At 43.2% G+C, this 15,524-nt stretch carries 18 protein-coding genes; 15 read left to right on the top strand and 3 right to left on the bottom strand.

Annotated features, from left to right (window positions below):
- Positions 1 to 38: 38 nt before the first annotated feature.
- On the bottom strand, positions 39 to 944 hold the full coding sequence (metA, locus tag CJU60_RS04995; protein WP_024121799.1) for a homoserine O-acetyltransferase MetA: 906 nt from the start codon (positions 942 to 944) through the stop codon (positions 39 to 41).
- Between the two features lie 353 nt (positions 945 to 1,297).
- On the opposite strand from metA, the gene CJU60_RS04990 reads away from it, so the two are divergent.
- From CJU60_RS04990 to CJU60_RS04940, 11 genes are all read left to right on the top strand, one after another.
- The gene (locus CJU60_RS04990; RefSeq protein ID WP_095713140.1) at positions 1,298 to 1,780 is read left to right on the top strand and encodes a glutathione peroxidase; all 483 of its coding nucleotides are present in this window, start codon (positions 1,298 to 1,300) and stop codon (positions 1,778 to 1,780) included.
- Positions 1,781 to 1,811: 31 nt separating this feature from the next.
- Positions 1,812 to 2,417 (top strand): HD domain-containing protein, encoded by a 606-nt coding sequence (locus CJU60_RS04985; RefSeq protein ID WP_095713155.1) that lies wholly within the window; start codon positions 1,812 to 1,814, stop codon positions 2,415 to 2,417.
- 59 nt (positions 2,418 to 2,476) lie between these two features.
- On the top strand, positions 2,477 to 3,607 hold the full coding sequence (locus CJU60_RS04980) for a conserved virulence factor C family protein (RefSeq protein WP_024121796.1): 1,131 nt from the start codon (positions 2,477 to 2,479) through the stop codon (positions 3,605 to 3,607).
- Positions 3,608 to 3,899: 292 nt separating this feature from the next.
- Positions 3,900 to 5,576 (top strand): dihydroxy-acid dehydratase, encoded by a 1,677-nt coding sequence (ilvD, locus tag CJU60_RS04975; protein WP_024121795.1) that lies wholly within the window; start codon positions 3,900 to 3,902, stop codon positions 5,574 to 5,576.
- 105 nt (positions 5,577 to 5,681) lie between these two features.
- Positions 5,682 to 6,116, top strand: a complete 435-nt coding sequence (gene brxA, locus CJU60_RS04970) for a bacilliredoxin BrxA (protein ID WP_024121794.1) — start codon at positions 5,682 to 5,684, stop codon at positions 6,114 to 6,116.
- A 39-nt stretch (positions 6,117 to 6,155) separates the two neighbouring features.
- On the top strand, positions 6,156 to 6,941 hold the full coding sequence (locus CJU60_RS04965) for a class I SAM-dependent methyltransferase (RefSeq protein WP_095713139.1): 786 nt from the start codon (positions 6,156 to 6,158) through the stop codon (positions 6,939 to 6,941).
- Positions 6,942 to 7,200: 259 nt separating this feature from the next.
- A complete protein-coding gene (locus CJU60_RS04960) occupies positions 7,201 to 7,815 on the top strand; it encodes a YpjP family protein (RefSeq protein WP_095713138.1) in 615 nt (204 codons plus the stop codon).
- A 17-nt stretch (positions 7,816 to 7,832) separates the two neighbouring features.
- On the top strand, positions 7,833 to 8,366 hold the full coding sequence (locus tag CJU60_RS04955; protein ID WP_003230797.1) for a phosphatidylglycerophosphatase A family protein: 534 nt from the start codon (positions 7,833 to 7,835) through the stop codon (positions 8,364 to 8,366).
- Between the two features lie 85 nt (positions 8,367 to 8,451).
- Positions 8,452 to 9,246, top strand: a complete 795-nt coding sequence (locus tag CJU60_RS04950; protein WP_024121791.1) for a thymidylate synthase — start codon at positions 8,452 to 8,454, stop codon at positions 9,244 to 9,246.
- Entirely contained in the window at positions 9,243 to 9,752 is a 510-nt protein-coding gene (gene dfrA / locus CJU60_RS04945; RefSeq protein WP_095713137.1) for a dihydrofolate reductase DfrA, read from the top strand. Before CJU60_RS04950 ends, dfrA begins: the two co-directional genes overlap by 4 nt.
- On the top strand, positions 9,753 to 10,373 hold the full coding sequence (locus CJU60_RS04940) for a lysophospholipid acyltransferase family protein (RefSeq protein WP_095713136.1): 621 nt from the start codon (positions 9,753 to 9,755) through the stop codon (positions 10,371 to 10,373).
- A 32-nt stretch (positions 10,374 to 10,405) separates the two neighbouring features.
- On the opposite strand, the gene trhA is transcribed toward CJU60_RS04940, so the two are convergent.
- Together trhA and CJU60_RS04930 are read right to left on the bottom strand one after the other, a co-directional pair.
- Positions 10,406 to 11,047, bottom strand: a complete 642-nt coding sequence (gene trhA, locus CJU60_RS04935) for a PAQR family membrane homeostasis protein TrhA (RefSeq protein WP_044155470.1) — start codon at positions 11,045 to 11,047, stop codon at positions 10,406 to 10,408.
- A 23-nt stretch (positions 11,048 to 11,070) separates the two neighbouring features.
- Complete coding sequence (locus CJU60_RS04930) at positions 11,071 to 12,075, bottom strand: sigma 54-interacting transcriptional regulator (RefSeq protein WP_095713135.1); 1,005 nt, start codon at positions 12,073 to 12,075, stop codon at positions 11,071 to 11,073.
- Between the two features lie 250 nt (positions 12,076 to 12,325).
- Here CJU60_RS04930 and ilvA point away from each other — a divergent pair, with 250 nt between their 5' ends.
- The 4 genes from ilvA to CJU60_RS04910 all read left to right on the top strand — a co-directional run bounded on the left by ilvA (position 12,326) and on the right by CJU60_RS04910 (position 15,517).
- Positions 12,326 to 13,594 carry a threonine ammonia-lyase IlvA gene (gene ilvA / locus CJU60_RS04925; protein WP_095713134.1) on the top strand — a complete coding sequence of 423 codons (1,269 nt, stop codon included), beginning with the start codon at positions 12,326 to 12,328 and terminating at the stop codon, positions 13,592 to 13,594.
- A gap of 90 nt (positions 13,595 to 13,684) precedes the next feature.
- Entirely contained in the window at positions 13,685 to 13,936 is a 252-nt protein-coding gene (locus CJU60_RS04920; protein ID WP_024121785.1) for a DUF2535 family protein, read from the top strand.
- A 154-nt stretch (positions 13,937 to 14,090) separates the two neighbouring features.
- Complete coding sequence (locus CJU60_RS04915) at positions 14,091 to 14,672, top strand: SCO family protein (RefSeq protein ID WP_095713133.1); 582 nt, start codon at positions 14,091 to 14,093, stop codon at positions 14,670 to 14,672.
- A gap of 77 nt (positions 14,673 to 14,749) precedes the next feature.
- Entirely contained in the window at positions 14,750 to 15,517 is a 768-nt protein-coding gene (locus tag CJU60_RS04910) for an SGNH/GDSL hydrolase family protein (RefSeq protein ID WP_095713132.1), read from the top strand.
- Positions 15,518 to 15,524 lie beyond the last annotated feature (7 nt).

Below are 15,524 nucleotides of genomic sequence, written 5' to 3'. Positions count from 1 at the left end.
CATATTTTTTGCTCAGCGTATCACTTTAAAAAGAAAAATTAGTCCCATTCATAAGGAGTTTCTTGGTAAACATAATAATTAAGCCAGTTCATAAACAATAATGTCGCATGTGCTTTCCAGCGATTGACAGGTTCTTTGCTGTCTTCTGCGAAATAATGTTTCGGCGCCTCGACAGTCGAAAGGTTTCGTTCCAGATCTCTTTCATACTCTTGAAGCAACGTATTTGTATCATATTCAGGGTGTCCTGTTAAAAAGACTTGTTTTTCGTCTTTTGACACAATTAAGCAAACCCCAGCTTCCTTTGATGCAGTAAGAATGTTTAACTCGGGCACTGCTTGCAGTTGTTCCATATTTATATCTGTATGCCGGGAATGCGGCACGTAGTATAGCTCGTCAAAACCTCTTACCAATCTTTCGTGCTTGGAAAGAACAGTATGTTCAAACACACCAAAGATTTTTTTCGGCATTTCAGTTTTTTCCACGCCGTAATGATAATACAAACCTGCCTGAGCACCCCAGCAAATATGCAAGGTTGACGTGACATTCGTTTTGCTCCATTCCATAATCTCTTTGAGCTCTTCCCAATAAGAAACATCTTCAAACGCCAAATGCTCGATCGGCGCACCGGTGATGATCATGCCGTCAAATTTCTTATGACGGATATTGGAGAATGTCGTATAAAACTCATCAAGGTGTTCCCTTGCTGTATTTTTCGGTGTATGAGTGCTTGGGATTAAAAATGTAAAATGAACCTGCAAAGGCGAATTCCCAAGCAGTCTGAGCAGCTGAGTTTCCGTTTGGATTTTTTTCGGCATTAAATTTAAAATAATAATTTTCTGCGGCCGGATATCCTGATGAAATGCTCTGCTTTCATCCATTACAAAGATATGTTCACTCTCAAGCACCTGTTTTGCCGGCAGGTGTGTAGGTATATTAATAGGCAACGTGCCACCTCCATCATTTCCCCGTTAATTTTCTTCATTATAGGAATTTTCCCGCCAATTTTCAATCTATCTATAAGGGTTTGAAGGGGAACAGCAGAAAATACTATATAATAAACGCAAACATATGACTTTTGGTTTCACTGTAATGAGTTTTCCAGGTGTCATGCAATAAATAGAATAATAGCTCCTTCTCAAAAGATGTTTCTATTCATAAACAAATGATCCGATGAGGGAAGAACATCCGTTGAACACGATGTCTGTACAATTGATAAACCTAGAGCTTCCGTTTTGTTTTGAAACAGGAAAAAAGGTAAAATAATCACAGCACTCAGGTTCATTAGGAGGGAATTTCAATGTCTATATACAATATGAGGGTCCGCACCATTACAGGCAAAGACATGACACTTCAGCCATTTGCCGGAAAGGTGTTGTTGATTGTTAACACAGCCAGTAAATGCGGCTTTACTCCTCAATTTAAGCAGCTTCAGGAGCTGTATGATACATACCAGCCGGAGGGCCTGGAGATTTTAGGGTTCCCCTGCAATCAATTTATGAATCAGGAGCCTGACGATGAGAAAGGCATACAGGAATTTTGCAAAACAAATTATGGTGTTACGTTTCCCATGTTTTCAAAAGTCGAGGTGAACGGAAAAAACGCCCACCCGCTTTTTGTGTATTTGACAGAACATGCGAAAGGCATGCTCGGAACAAAGGCAATCAAATGGAATTTCACTAAATTTGTAGTGGACAGAAACGGAGAAATAGCCGGCCGCTATTCACCAAACACAAATCCGAAAGAGCTGGAAGACGTTATTGCGAAGTTATTAGGACATTAAAGAGGGTGTTTTGGTGCAGGATCGAAAACGGATGCAGACAGAGCAAATCAGGACATGGGTCAAATCTGTTCTGAACGGGGAAAGCTCGGGTCATGACTGGCTTCATGTGTCAAGAGTTGCAGAGCTTGCTTTATATATTGGAAAAAAGGAAAATGCGGATTTGTTCGTCGTTGAAGCGGCAGCCTTGGTTCATGATTTGATTGATGTGAAGCTGCCTGACGCAATCAGGCTTTCAGTCAGTGAGGTGGACGAACGGCTGGTTTCTTTAGGAGCCGGAAAAGATGAGGCTGAAAGAATTATTCACATTATTACTAGAATGTCCTTTCGGGACAGGGAAAAGCTCGGAAAAGAACCGCTTTCACTTGAGGGGAAAATCGTACAGGATGCTGACAGGCTGGATGCGATCGGCGCAGTTGGTATAGCACGGACGTTTATGTTTGCGGGAGCAAAGGGACATAGCCTTTATGGAAATGATAAGAGTGCCTATACCCACTTTTTCAGCAAGCTGCTGCTCCTAAAAGATATGATGAATACAGATACCGCAAGAGAAATGGCTGACGAGAGGCATAAATTTATGCTTCATTTTGTCAGTCAATTAGAAAAAGAAATTCCCGGAATTGATATTGAAACATCGTAATAGAAGGCGCGGGGCGACTATGTTAGAATAAGTCACAGATAGGCTATAGGAGGACAATCATGAAGATAAAATCAATTGAACCGACGCCAAGCCCGAATACAATGAAGGTCATCTTAACGGAAGAGCTTCCGGCGGGCAAAAGCAATAATTATAAACCGGATCAGGCAGAAGGCGCCCCGCCTGTTGTCGTGGAAATCCTAAATATTGAAGGAGTTAAAGGGGTATATCACGTTGCCGACTTTCTTGCGGTTGAACGGAACGCCAGATATGACTGGAAAGACATTTTACCGCAAGTCCGGACGGCATTTGGAATGGAGAGCGCTGAGAGTGCAGAAAACCGCTCAGATCAGGAGTCATTTGGAGAAGTGAAAGTTTTTGTACAGATGTTCAGCGGAATTCCTATGCAAGTCAAATTAACAGATGGTGAGCGTGAAGAGCGGTTCGGGCTTCCTGACCGTTTTCAGCAGGCGATCTTAAAACTCAGATCTGAAGCGTCAAATGTTGTGTTTGAACGAGCTTGGAAAGAACAAGGCGTCAGATTCGGCGATTTTACTGAAATCGGCCATGACGTGACAGAAGAGCTTCAGGCCGCTTACAGTGATGAAAGGCTGAAACGGCTAACGGAAGCAGCGATCCAAGGTAAAGGCGAAACGAAACAAACAGCACAGCGCAAAGCCTATAAAGTAACGCTTGACATGCTGGATGATGAGGACTGGAAGCGGCGATACGCACACTTGGAGCAGATGGATCCAAAAGAAGAGGACATCCCCGTTTTGCAAAAAGCATTGGATGATCCGAAGGTGTCCATTAGAAGACAGGCTGTTGTGTATTTGGGAATGATTGAATCACCTGATGTTCTTCCTCTATTGTATAAGGCGCTTGAGGATAAGTCTGTATCGGTGAGAAGAACGGCTGGAGACTGCCTGTCTGATATCGGCGATCCTCAAGCCATCCCTGCGATGATAAAATCGTTAAGCGACTCAAGCAAGCTGGTCCGCTGGCGCGCCGCTATGTTCCTTTACGAAGTCGGTGATGAAAGTGCAATAGAAGCTTTGCGGGCTGCTGAAGATGATCCGGAATTCGAAGTCAGCCTTCAAGTGAAAATGGCGCTGGAACGAATCGAACATGGGGAAGAGGCAAAAGGTTCAGTCTGGAAGCAAATGACAGAGAGCAGAAAAAAAGGCGAATAAAAAAGAAGATGAAGGTGCAGATCATGCACCTTTTTTGTTTGAATTCACTTTTTATAAAAATTATTTCGAATATTGTTGAAAAATAATCAAAAACTATATATAGTAAGTAACAATATTAATAGTTGGAGGGTTCCCATCGACAGAAAGCTATATAAATATAAAAACATGAATCAAACAACAGAGGAAAGGGCGGCCTGAAATCATGCGATTTAGCTAAAACGGCCCACAAATAAACTGAAAATTGTTAAAATAAAATTCAATCTAACAATTGAGACTATTTAGGAGGATCACCATGGCAGAATTACGCAGTAACATGATCACACAAGGAATCGATAGAGCACCGCACCGCAGTTTGCTCCGCGCAGCAGGTGTAAAAGAAGAGGATTTTGGCAAACCGTTTATTGCGGTTTGTAACTCATATATTGATATCGTTCCCGGTCATGTTCACTTGCAGGAGTTTGGGAAAATCGTAAAAGAAGCAATCAGAGAAGCCGGAGGCGTACCGTTTGAATTTAATACAATCGGTGTAGATGACGGAATTGCGATGGGGCATATCGGAATGAGATATTCGCTCCCGAGCCGTGAGATCATCGCGGACTCAGTGGAAACTGTTGTATCAGCGCACTGGTTTGACGGAATGGTCTGTATTCCGAACTGTGATAAAATCACGCCGGGAATGCTTATGGCGGCTATGCGCATCAACATTCCGACCATTTTTGTCAGCGGAGGACCGATGGCGGCAGGAAGAACAAGCGACGGCCGCAAAATCTCTCTTTCTTCAGTATTTGAGGGAGTCGGTGCTTATCAAGCTGGAAAAATCGGCGAAAGCGAACTTCAAGAATTAGAACAGTTCGGCTGCCCGACATGCGGATCTTGCTCGGGAATGTTTACAGCAAACTCAATGAACTGTCTGTCAGAGGCGCTTGGATTGGCTTTGCCTGGTAATGGAACCATTCTCGCGACATCACCGGAACGAAAAGAGTTTGTCAGAAAATCAGCTGCGCAATTAATGGAAACCATTCGCAAAGACATCAAACCGAGAGATATCGTTACAGTAAAAGCGATTGATAACGCGTTTGCGCTTGATATGGCGCTCGGCGGTTCAACAAATACTGTACTTCATACGCTTGCCCTTGCAAATGAAGCTGGCGTTGAATACTCTTTAGAACGCATCAATGAAGTCGCAGAGCGCGTGCCGCATTTGGCTAAGCTGGCGCCTGCATCTGATGTATTTATTGAAGATCTTCATGAAGCGGGCGGTGTGTCTGCAGCATTGAATGAGCTTTCCAAAAAAGAAGGAGCACTTCATTTGGACGCGCTGACAGTTACAGGTGAGACGCTTGGAGAAACCATTGCCGGACATGAAGTGAAGGATTATAACGTGATTCATCCGTTAGATCAGCCATTCACTGAAAAGGGCGGCCTTGCCGTATTATTCGGAAATCTGGCTCCGGACGGCGCTATCATCAAAACCGGCGGCGTACAGAACGGAATTACGAGACACGAAGGGCCGGCTGTCGTATTCGACTCTCAGGATGAGGCGCTAGACGGCATTATCAACCGGAAAGTAAAAGAAGGCGATGTCGTCATCATTCGTTATGAAGGGCCAAAGGGCGGTCCGGGTATGCCTGAAATGCTTGCACCTACATCACAGATTGTCGGAATGGGGCTTGGTCCGAAAGTAGCGCTGATTACAGACGGACGTTTTTCCGGAGCATCACGAGGCCTTTCAATCGGACACGTATCACCAGAGGCAGCAGAAGGCGGACCGCTTGCCTTTGTTGAAAACGGCGATCATATCATCGTTGATATTGAAAAACGCATCCTGGACGTTCAAGTGCCGGAAGAAGAATGGGAAAAACGGAAAGCGAATTGGAAAGGCTTTGAGCCAAAAGTGAAAACCGGCTATTTAGCCCGTTATTCTAAACTTGTAACAAGTGCCAATACGGGCGGTATCATGAAAATCTAGACATCATGATCACATTCTCTTGTTTTAAGATGTGAACATTTGAAATCCGGCTCTCTCTATAGTATCCTTTACTTCAGATGAAGGATAATAGAGGGGGCTTTTTTTATGTCAATGGCTTATGAAGAATATATGCGCCAGCTTGTCGTTCCGATGCGCCGCGAGCTGACTGGGGCCGGTTTTGAAGAATTAACAACGGCAGAAGAAGTGGAGAATTTTATGGAAAAGGCAGAGGGCACAACTCTCGTAGTCGTTAACTCTGTTTGCGGCTGTGCAGCTGGTCTTGCGCGTCCTGCGGCAACTCAGGCAGTCCTGCAGAACGACAAAACACCTGACAATACGGTGACAGTATTTGCGGGCCAAGATAAAGAAGCCACTGCAAAAATGCGGGAGTATTTTACAGGCCAGGAGCCTTCTTCACCGTCAATGGCTCTTTTGAAAGGCAAAGAAGTCGTGCATTTTATTCCGCGCCATGAGATTGAAGGGCATGAAATGGAAGAAATCATGAAAAACTTAACTGATGCCTTTGATGCACACTGCTAAATGCCCGTTTTCCGGGCATTTTCTTTTGGAGTATAGATCATGATTACAACAAGCTATAGACCGTCTGACCACACGATAAAGATCGCAAAAATGCTTTCGGAAGAGCTGGGTATACAATATTGCGACCGAAATAAACAAACGGTTGAAAATATGCTGAAGTCAGCTGAGCGTGATTTGCTCGTGATTGGAAAAGAGCGGTTCGAACTTTATACAAAACAAGGCGGTAAATTCTTTTTTCATCCGAATACAGCGATGTTCAGAGCTAAACGGTTTATGCGCGGCGAGCAAGAGCCAATGCTTCGGGCAGCCGGCTTAACGGCCGGAGATTCTTTTTTGGATTGCACGCTCGGTCTGGCTTCCGACGCTATTATCGCAAGTATGGCCGTTGGCGAAACCGGGTCGGTGATCGGGCTGGAAAAAAACAAGCTTGTGTCCGTTCTGGTGAATACGGGGCTCCATTCATGGGAAACCGGTATAGAACAGCTTCAAGCTGCCATGAGAAGAATACAAGTGAATCATGCGGATTGCTTTGACTACCTAAAGCAGCTGCCTGACAAATCAGTAGATGTCATTTATTTTGATCCGATGTTTCATGAGCCTGTAGAGTCGTCTGATGGCATCGCGCCATTACGAGAGCTGGCTGAGGATTCTGCATTGGCTGACGGCTGCATCAAAGAAGCGGTGCGGGCAGCCAGAAAAAGCGTTGTACTCAAAGACCATTGGAAAAGCCCGCGCTTTGACCAATTTGGTTTTAACGTATTGAAAAGAAAAACAGCGCTTTTTCACTACGGTGTTATTCAAATCGCAAGCGAAACAAGCCCGTGAAGAACCTCACGGGCTTGTTTCTAATCGGTGACTTCCATGACGACAAAGTATAATAATGTTAAAAGTGAAACCGTTGCAAACAAAGCGTCAATCATGCGGAAGGCCTCCTTTCATATTATATTGTAAGCGTTTTTATACACGCGGCAAAGCAACAAATCTCCTAAATTGACTTAGAGCTTCATATAGTACATGACTTGTAAGTTCGACCTATGATAAAATAAGAGAAACATGACAATAAAATAGAGAGGAATAAGCAGTCATGAAATTGTGGATGAGAAAGACCCTTGTGGTTTTATTTACCATCGTAACGTTCGGGCTCGTATCTCCTCCGGCTGCTCTCATGGCAGACAAGCCTTCAGGACAGCCGAGCAGTCTTGAGCAGAATGATTACACCGCTTTTTATGATGAGCATGATTTGTACGATGATTATGAATCGGAAGACAGGCGAGACCCCGAATTACTTTTTCAATCGTACAAGGAACAGCTCCTTGACAGCGCTGAAAATCAGTCCTTTTTGAAATTTGGCAGCAAAATTGCTCCGGTCATTGAAGATGACTATCGGAAAGAGATTCTGCCGAAAATCGAAAACGTCATATGTGACTTTTTAGCGACATTACAAGATGACGAAGCGTATCAAGATGTTGTGATTTCAAGCAAGCCTTCAGCGGGGAAAACGGAGAAAATCTTTCATGTTTACAATCGGACAACCGGAGAAGACCTCCTCAGGTTCCATGTGCGCAGAGATCACCCTCCTCATGACGGCTACTGGTTTAATTTTCATTATCATACAGCAGAAGATGGATTTCAATCACACCATGAGCTTGGGAGCATTTATTGGGACCGCAACACACCTCCCAACTGGATGAGTGCCTAAAGGAGATGCCATTAGATATGAAAAAGTACACAATGAATGAAATGGTCGATATAACAAAAGATATGCTGAACAAACGGGGCGTTATGATAGAAGATATTGCGCGTATTGTTCAAAAACTTCAGGAAAAATACAATCCAAATCTCCCGCTTAGTGTATGTATGGAGAATGTAGAAAAAGTACTGAACAAGCGTGAAATTATCCATGCTGTTTTAACCGGGCTGGCGCTTGATCAGCTTGCAGAGCAGAAACTGCTTCCTGAACCGCTGCAGCATCTTGTTGAAACAGATGAACCGCTGTACGGCATAGATGAAATTATCCCTCTTTCAATCGTTAATGTGTACGGCTCGATCGGTTTGACCAACTTTGGTTATTTGGATAAAGAGAAGATCGGAATTATTAAGGAGCTCGATGAAAGCCCTGACGGCATTCATACGTTTTTGGATGATATTGTGGCAGCACTTGCAGCCGCAGCAGCGAGCAGAATTGCCCATACGCATCAGGATCTGCAAGATGAAGAAAAGGAACAGGACGAAAAGCCTGTTGTCAGCTGACTTATAAAAAAAATCATTTCTGGGTTCAGAAATGATTTTTTATTGTGTTACACTACTATAAGACTACTTTTAAAGGATGAATAAAATGAAACAATATAAAGATTTATGCCGACATGTTTTAGATCATGGTGAAAAAAAGGGTGACCGTACAGGAACCGGAACAATCAGCACCTTCGGCTATCAAATGAGATTTAATTTACAGGAAGGCTTCCCGATGCTGACCACAAAAAAACTTCACTTTAAATCAATTGCGCACGAGCTGCTTTGGTTTTTAAAGGGTGATACCAATGTACGCTATCTGCAGGAAAACGGAGTGCGTATTTGGAATGAGTGGGCCGATGAAAACGGCGAGCTCGGACCTGTATATGGTTCGCAATGGCGTTCGTGGCGGGGAGCTGACGGAGAAACCATTGATCAAATTTCACGTCTTGTGGAAGATATTAAAACAAATCCGAACTCAAGACGCTTAATCGTCAGTGCATGGAATGTTGGTGAAATCGATAAAATGGCCTTGCCTCCGTGCCACTGCCTGTTCCAATTTTATGTATCTGACGGCAAGCTGTCCTGCCAGCTTTATCAGCGCTCAGCCGATGTTTTCCTCGGTGTGCCGTTTAATATAGCTTCTTATGCGCTGCTTACGATGATGATCGCGCATGTAACAGGGCTTGAGCCGGGCGAGTTTATTCATACATTCGGCGATGTTCATATTTATCAAAATCACATTGAACAGGTTAACTTGCAGCTGACCAGAGATGTCCGCCCGTTGCCGAAGCTTCGTTTTGCCAGAGAGGTTGATTCGATTTTCGGCTTTACGTTTGAAGACTTTATCATTGAAGATTACAATCCGCATCCGCATATTAAAGGAGCGGTCAGCGTATGATATCATTCATTTTCGCGATGGATGCCAACCGGCTTATCGGGAAGGACAATGATTTGCCGTGGCATTTGCCGAATGACCTTGCATACTTTAAAAAAATAACCTCAGGACATTCAATCATCATGGGGCGAAAAACATATGAATCAATTGGACGTCCGCTTCCGAATCGGAAAAATATTGTTGTGACATCTGCACACGAAATAGAATTCCCCGGTTGTACCGTCGTCAGTTCAATAGAGGATGTGCTCCAGATTGCCTCAGATACTGAGGAATGCTTCGTGATCGGAGGCGCACAGCTTTACACAGCGCTGTTCCCTTATGCGGACAGGCTGTATATGACAAAAATTCATCACCAGTTTGATGGAGACCGCTACTTTCCTGAATTTGATGAGAGCAAATGGAAACTTGTTTCTTCTGAGCAAGGGACTAAGGACGAAAAAAATCCGTATGACTATGAATTTTTAGTGTATGAAAAGAAGAATGTATCATCTGAAGCGGGAGGATTTTAATTGATTCGATACAGCTGTCTAGTGATTTACATTGTGTATATGCTGTTAAAAAATATAAAACAATTGTTTAATCAAAGAATGCTGGATCCGCGTCTGTCATACAAAAAACAGATGACACTCGTTTACGAGCAGCCAAAGGCGTTTTTAGAAGGCTGTATCGGCATTTCAGGATCTGTCGTCACCATTCATCAGCCAGAGCCGATACCGAGCGGTCCTGTTTTGTATGTGCATTCTCGTTTAGGATTGCCTGAAATTGCTTTGATTGCCGGGTATATTGAAGAACCAGCCGGATTTATCGCAAATCCCAAAGTGTTTCGTTTACCGATTATCGGACAATGGCTTGAACGGATGAATGTCATTCGAGAGAGCAGTTCAGAAATGGTATATGAAGATATTTTGACCCAATTAGAAAAAGGCCAAAGCATGATTCTTTCTTTAGATGGCTGTATCAATCCATTGGAACTTGCAGCCCGCTGCAGCCTTCCGGTTGTAATGGTGGAAACGAAAGGAACCGATGAACTGCTGAAGGGATCGCTTGTTAAACGCTTAAAGCCAGCAGATATAGAAGTGTCATTTTCCAAGGCTTATATACCGGCAAGTGAGAAGCAATTACGGGCCTAAAAAAGCGCAGTCACTGAGACTGCGCTTTTTCATTAGGATAAAAACGGCACTTTCACACAATAGAACAGCACGCAGAAAAACATCGCCGCACTCCCGCCTAAAACAAAGCTGTGCCAAATGGCATGATGGAAGGGGATCTTTCTCCAAATATAAAAGATCGTTCCGGCTGAATACAACAGACCGCCAAGCAAAAGAAGGCTGAATCCAGCTCCTGTCAGTGAAGCATATAAAGGCTTAACCGCGATAATCATTAGCCATCCCATTAATAAATACATCAAGGTAGATAAAATGATAAACCGTTTTACGAAGAAAATTTTGAATACGATTCCGCCAAGGGCAAGCGCCCAAACGATGATCAGCAGGGTGAAGCCGAGTGTGCCTTTTAACGGCCCAAGCAGAAAAGGGGTATAGGTTCCGGCGATCAACACGTAAATAGCGCTATGGTCAATAATCTCCAAAATATCTTTCGTCTTTTTGTGCTGAATGCTGTGAAGCAGGGTGGAGCTCAAATAAAGCAGCAGCATGGAAACACCAAATATGGTAAAACTGACGATATCCCATGCGGACCCGTAATTAGCCGCAAATATGATGAGAAACACTAATGCTGGTATGGATAAGAACACACCGATGCCGTGGGTAATGGCGTTGGCGATCTCTTCTTTTATTGTATACACGTACATTCTCCTCTCTTTAGCTGCTACATCATTTGTTTTTGCAGCGTTTCTAAAAAATTCAGCCCTTCTAAAGTGATTTTCGTGCCCGCACGTCCGCGGCTTTTTGTCACATACTCTTTCTTCTCCAAATAATCGAGACGGCTTCTGACCTGCTGCGGCGTTAAAGAGATTTGGCTGTTTTTGCTGCTTTCAGAGATAATCCGTCTGCTTGCCGGTTCGCCTTTTTCATTTAACACTTTTATGGTTTCCAAAATAAACAGAAACTCGGCTTTTTCCATTAAAGTCAGAAGCTTCGCTTTTTTCTTCGTCGTTTTTTCATTTAGCCCGTCCCGTATATACGGCGGCACGTCATACGGATGAATGGTTCCTCCGCTTGATACAGCCGCCATATAATCTGCAGTGTTTTTTAATTCTCTTACATTCCCATCAAAGGGATGCTGTTCAAGCAGCGGAAAGACTGAGGGGTCAATTAACAATTGCTGCCCCGATTCCGAAAGGAAATACTGGGTCAAAAGGGGGATATCGCTTTTTCGCTCGGACAGCACCGGCAATGTGAGCGTTAAAATGTTCAGCCTGTAAAATAAGTCCTGCCTGAATGTATTTTCAGCAACTTCTGTTATCGGGATTGCAGAAGCACAGATGATTCTCGGTTTTTCCCCATCTGAGTCAAGTGCATCTAGAAGCTTAGCTTGTACAGAAACCGGCATACTCCATACGTCATTAAGAAAAAGTGTACCTCGGGCGGCTTTTTGAAACGCACCCAAGGCATCATCAGCGCCAAAAAGCTCGTATGAAAGGTTTTCTTCTGAATGGGTGCTGCAATTGATACTGATCAATGGTTCGCCGTTTCTTGAAGAGCCTTGGTGTATGGCTTGTGCAAAATGATCCTTGCCTGTTCCGACCTTTCCTGTGATCAGGACAGGAAGCTCTGATAGGGCGAACTGCATGGCGACTCGTTTTGTTTCGAGAAATAGTTGATGCTCTCCAATTAGATTATGAAAAGTGCAAGGTCGAGGTGCGGTAATCATTTATTGGCTCCTTTTGGTTCTAATTGGTTCTATTATAGCATGCCTTTCAGATGAAAACATCTTTTATCTTTAAGAAACTTTTTTCTTAGGCTGCTGGATACAGGTCACGCAGATGTTATCACGGGTGGGGGGAACTTAGAATACGATCCATTTTTTTATTTACTAAATAAAAATAATTGTCTTATTATTTGAATATTCGTGTTATAATGGCATATTAAATAGGGATTTAAAACAAGAAAGGAATCTGTACATGAAACCGTTGCTTAAAGAAAACTCTCTCATCCAAGTGAAAGACATTTTAAAGGCTCATCAAAACGTGAAGGACGTTGTGACTCACACACCGCTGCAAAGGAATGACAGACTTTCTGAGAGATACGAATGCAATATTTATTTGAAACGAGAAGACTTGCAGGTAGTCAGATCTTTTAAACTCAGAGGGGCTTATAACAAAATGAAGCAGCTCTCTGACGAGCAGACTAAAAACGGAGTCGTGTGCGCAAGTGCCGGAAACCACGCGCAAGGTGTAGCGTTTTCGTGTAAACACTTGGGCGTTCACGGGAAGATTTTCATGCCTTCCACAACACCAAGACAAAAAGTGTCACAAGTTGAACTGTTCGGAAAAGGGTTTATCGATATTATTTTGACAGGTGATACTTTTGATGATGCGTATAAAAACGCAGTTGAATGCTGTGAGCAGGAACATCGCACCTTTATCCATCCGTTTGATGATCCGGATGTAATGGCCGGCCAGGGAACTCTGGCGGTTGAAATTTTAAACGATATTGATACAGAACCGCATTTTCTATTTGCAAGTGTCGGGGGAGGCGGGCTTCTTGCAGGGGTCGGCACGTATATGAAAAACGTGTCTCCTGAAACCAAAGTGATCGCAGTTGAACCGGCGGGCGCTGCGTCTTATTTTGAATCTAACAAAGCTGGACATGTCGTCACGTTAGATAAAATTGATAAATTTGTGGACGGAGCGGCTGTAAAAAAAATCGGCGATGAAACCTTTCAAGCGCTAGAAACCGTTGTAGATGACATACTTCTCGTGCCAGAAGGGAAGGTATGCACAGCCATTCTTGAACTATATAATCAATGTGCGATTGTCGCTGAACCGGCGGGTGCTCTTTCTGTCGCGGCACTGGATTTATATAAGGAAGAAATTAAAGGGAAAAACGTAGTATGTGTTGTCAGCGGCGGCAATAACGATATCGGAAGAATGCAGGAAATGAAGGAGCGGTCAATGATTTTCGAAGGCCTTCAGCACTATTTCATCGTCAATTTTCCGCAAAGAGCTGGTGCACTCCGTGAATTTCTTGACGAAGTTCTTGGGCCGAATGATGACATTACACGATTTGAGTATACGAAGAAAAACAATAAAAGCAACGGACCGGCCCTGGTCGGCATTGAGCTTCAAAACAAAGCTGACTATGGACCGCTGATTGAACGGATGAATAAAAAAGCGTTTCATTATTTAGAGGTAAATAAGGATCAAGATTTATTCCATCTGCTGATCTGATTTTTTCGGCACAACCGCGCAAAATGACAGACAGCCCGGCCGGCATTGTATATAATAGAAGAAAACAATCAAAAAATGAGGATTGATAGCTTGTTACTCAAAAGCCTAGAGTTCAAACGCAGCGACGGGATTCAGGTGAAAGTGACAGAAATACCTGTGTTAAAGGAAGATGAACATTATTTCTTTATGTTGAATCAGCATTTGCAGATCTACTTAAAAGAAGTGTTTTCATCAAAAAGCAGGGCAAAAGTGTATTCTTTCCGACAATATATGAAGCGCCGGATGAAATGGACTGATTATCAGGCTGTTTTTCATCAAGAGGTGTTAAAACACAACGCGTGATACGCCGTTTATTCCTGTGTGTCCCCTTTGCTATGCCGCTCGCAGGCGGACGAAGGGGCATGCAGGAATTTTTTTTGCGGGTATAGAATTAAACAAGATGTAAGAAGGTAAGCGCGGCATTAGTAAGCGCTTTAAGCTGGAAAGGGTGAAGGACATGAAGATGATCAAAGGGTTGGCGGCGGGGCTGATTTTTCTGCTTTTGTGTGCCTGCGGAGGACATCAGATTAAGGATCCGCTTAATTACCAAGTGGAGTCTTTTACTTTTAAAAACCAAGATGGCAAAAATGTTTCTTTAGACAGTTTAAAAGGAAAGGTTTGGCTCGCAGACTTTATTTTTACCAATTGTGAGACCGTGTGTCCGCCGATGACGGCTCATATGACAGATCTTCAAAAGAAATTAAAGGCTGAGAATATAGATGTGCGTATCGTATCCTTTAGTGTTGATCCTGAGAATGATAACCCGAAGCAGCTGAAAAAATTTGCGGCAAATTATCCTTTATCTTTTGATAACTGGGATTTTCTAACGGGATACAGTCAAAGTGACATCGAGACGTTTGCGTTTGATAGCTTTAAAGCGATCGTGAAGAAACCTGAAGGCCAGGACCAGGTCATTCACCAATCCACTTTTTATTTAGTAGGCCCTGACGGTAAAGTGCTGAAAGATTACAATGGAGTAGAAAATACACCATACGATGACATCATCGCTGATGTGAAAGCGGCTAGTAAACTCAAGTAATCTCGAAGACAAGGCATTTTCAAATCTCCTAAAACATGATACACTTTCCACTAGTAGAATGGGGAGGAGCAACAAGATTGAAACTGCGCATTTTTGCACTCATGGCCAGTTTGATTTTGCTTCTTACTGCATGTACGAGCATACGTACAGCATCTGAGGGAAAACAAAAAGCCCATGAACTGAAAACGAAGGAACACATTGTCATTGCCGCTGTCGGAGATTCGCTTACAGAAGGTGTCGGAGATCCTGAGGGCAAGGGATATGTCGGCAAGGTGGCGGATTCTATCCGGTCAAATGAGCAAGTCAAAAAGGTTGACGTTAAAAATTATGCCGTCAAAGGGAATCGTTCGGAGGATTTGTTAGAGAAACTAAAAGATAAAAACGTTCAAAAAGGCATAAAAGATGCAGATTATGTCTTTTTAACAATTGGCGGTAATGATCTGATGAAGGTCCTTCGTCAAAACTTTCTGCAATTAACCGTCGAACCGTTTCAGGAAGAGGAAAAGCCGTACGAAAAGCGTTTTAAAAAAATCATTTCAGAAATCCGCGCACTGAATAATCACGCAGAGCTGATTTATGTCAGCATGTATAATCCGTTTACATTTACTTTATCTGAATTACAGGAAATAAACGGGGTAGTCACTGATTGGAACAACATTGCTAAAAAAGAGCTGAAAAAAGATAAACATGCAAAAATCATTAATATAGAAGACTTGTTCAATCAAAAAAGTGACAGTAAACGAATTTCTGAGGAAGATGATTTTCATCCTAATGGAACGGGTTATTCCTTAATAGCGAAGCGGGTCTATCAAGCAATTGAAAAAGAAGGATTACCGAAAGAGTAGGGTGAAA

Origin of the sequence: Bacillus sp. 7705b, assembly GCF_002289525.1 — a bacterium.
Taxonomy (GTDB): Bacteria; Bacillota; Bacilli; order Bacillales; family Bacillaceae; genus Bacillus; species Bacillus halotolerans.
Note: the sequence above shows the minus strand (reverse complement) of the source record. Positions and strands in the feature narration are given on the sequence as shown.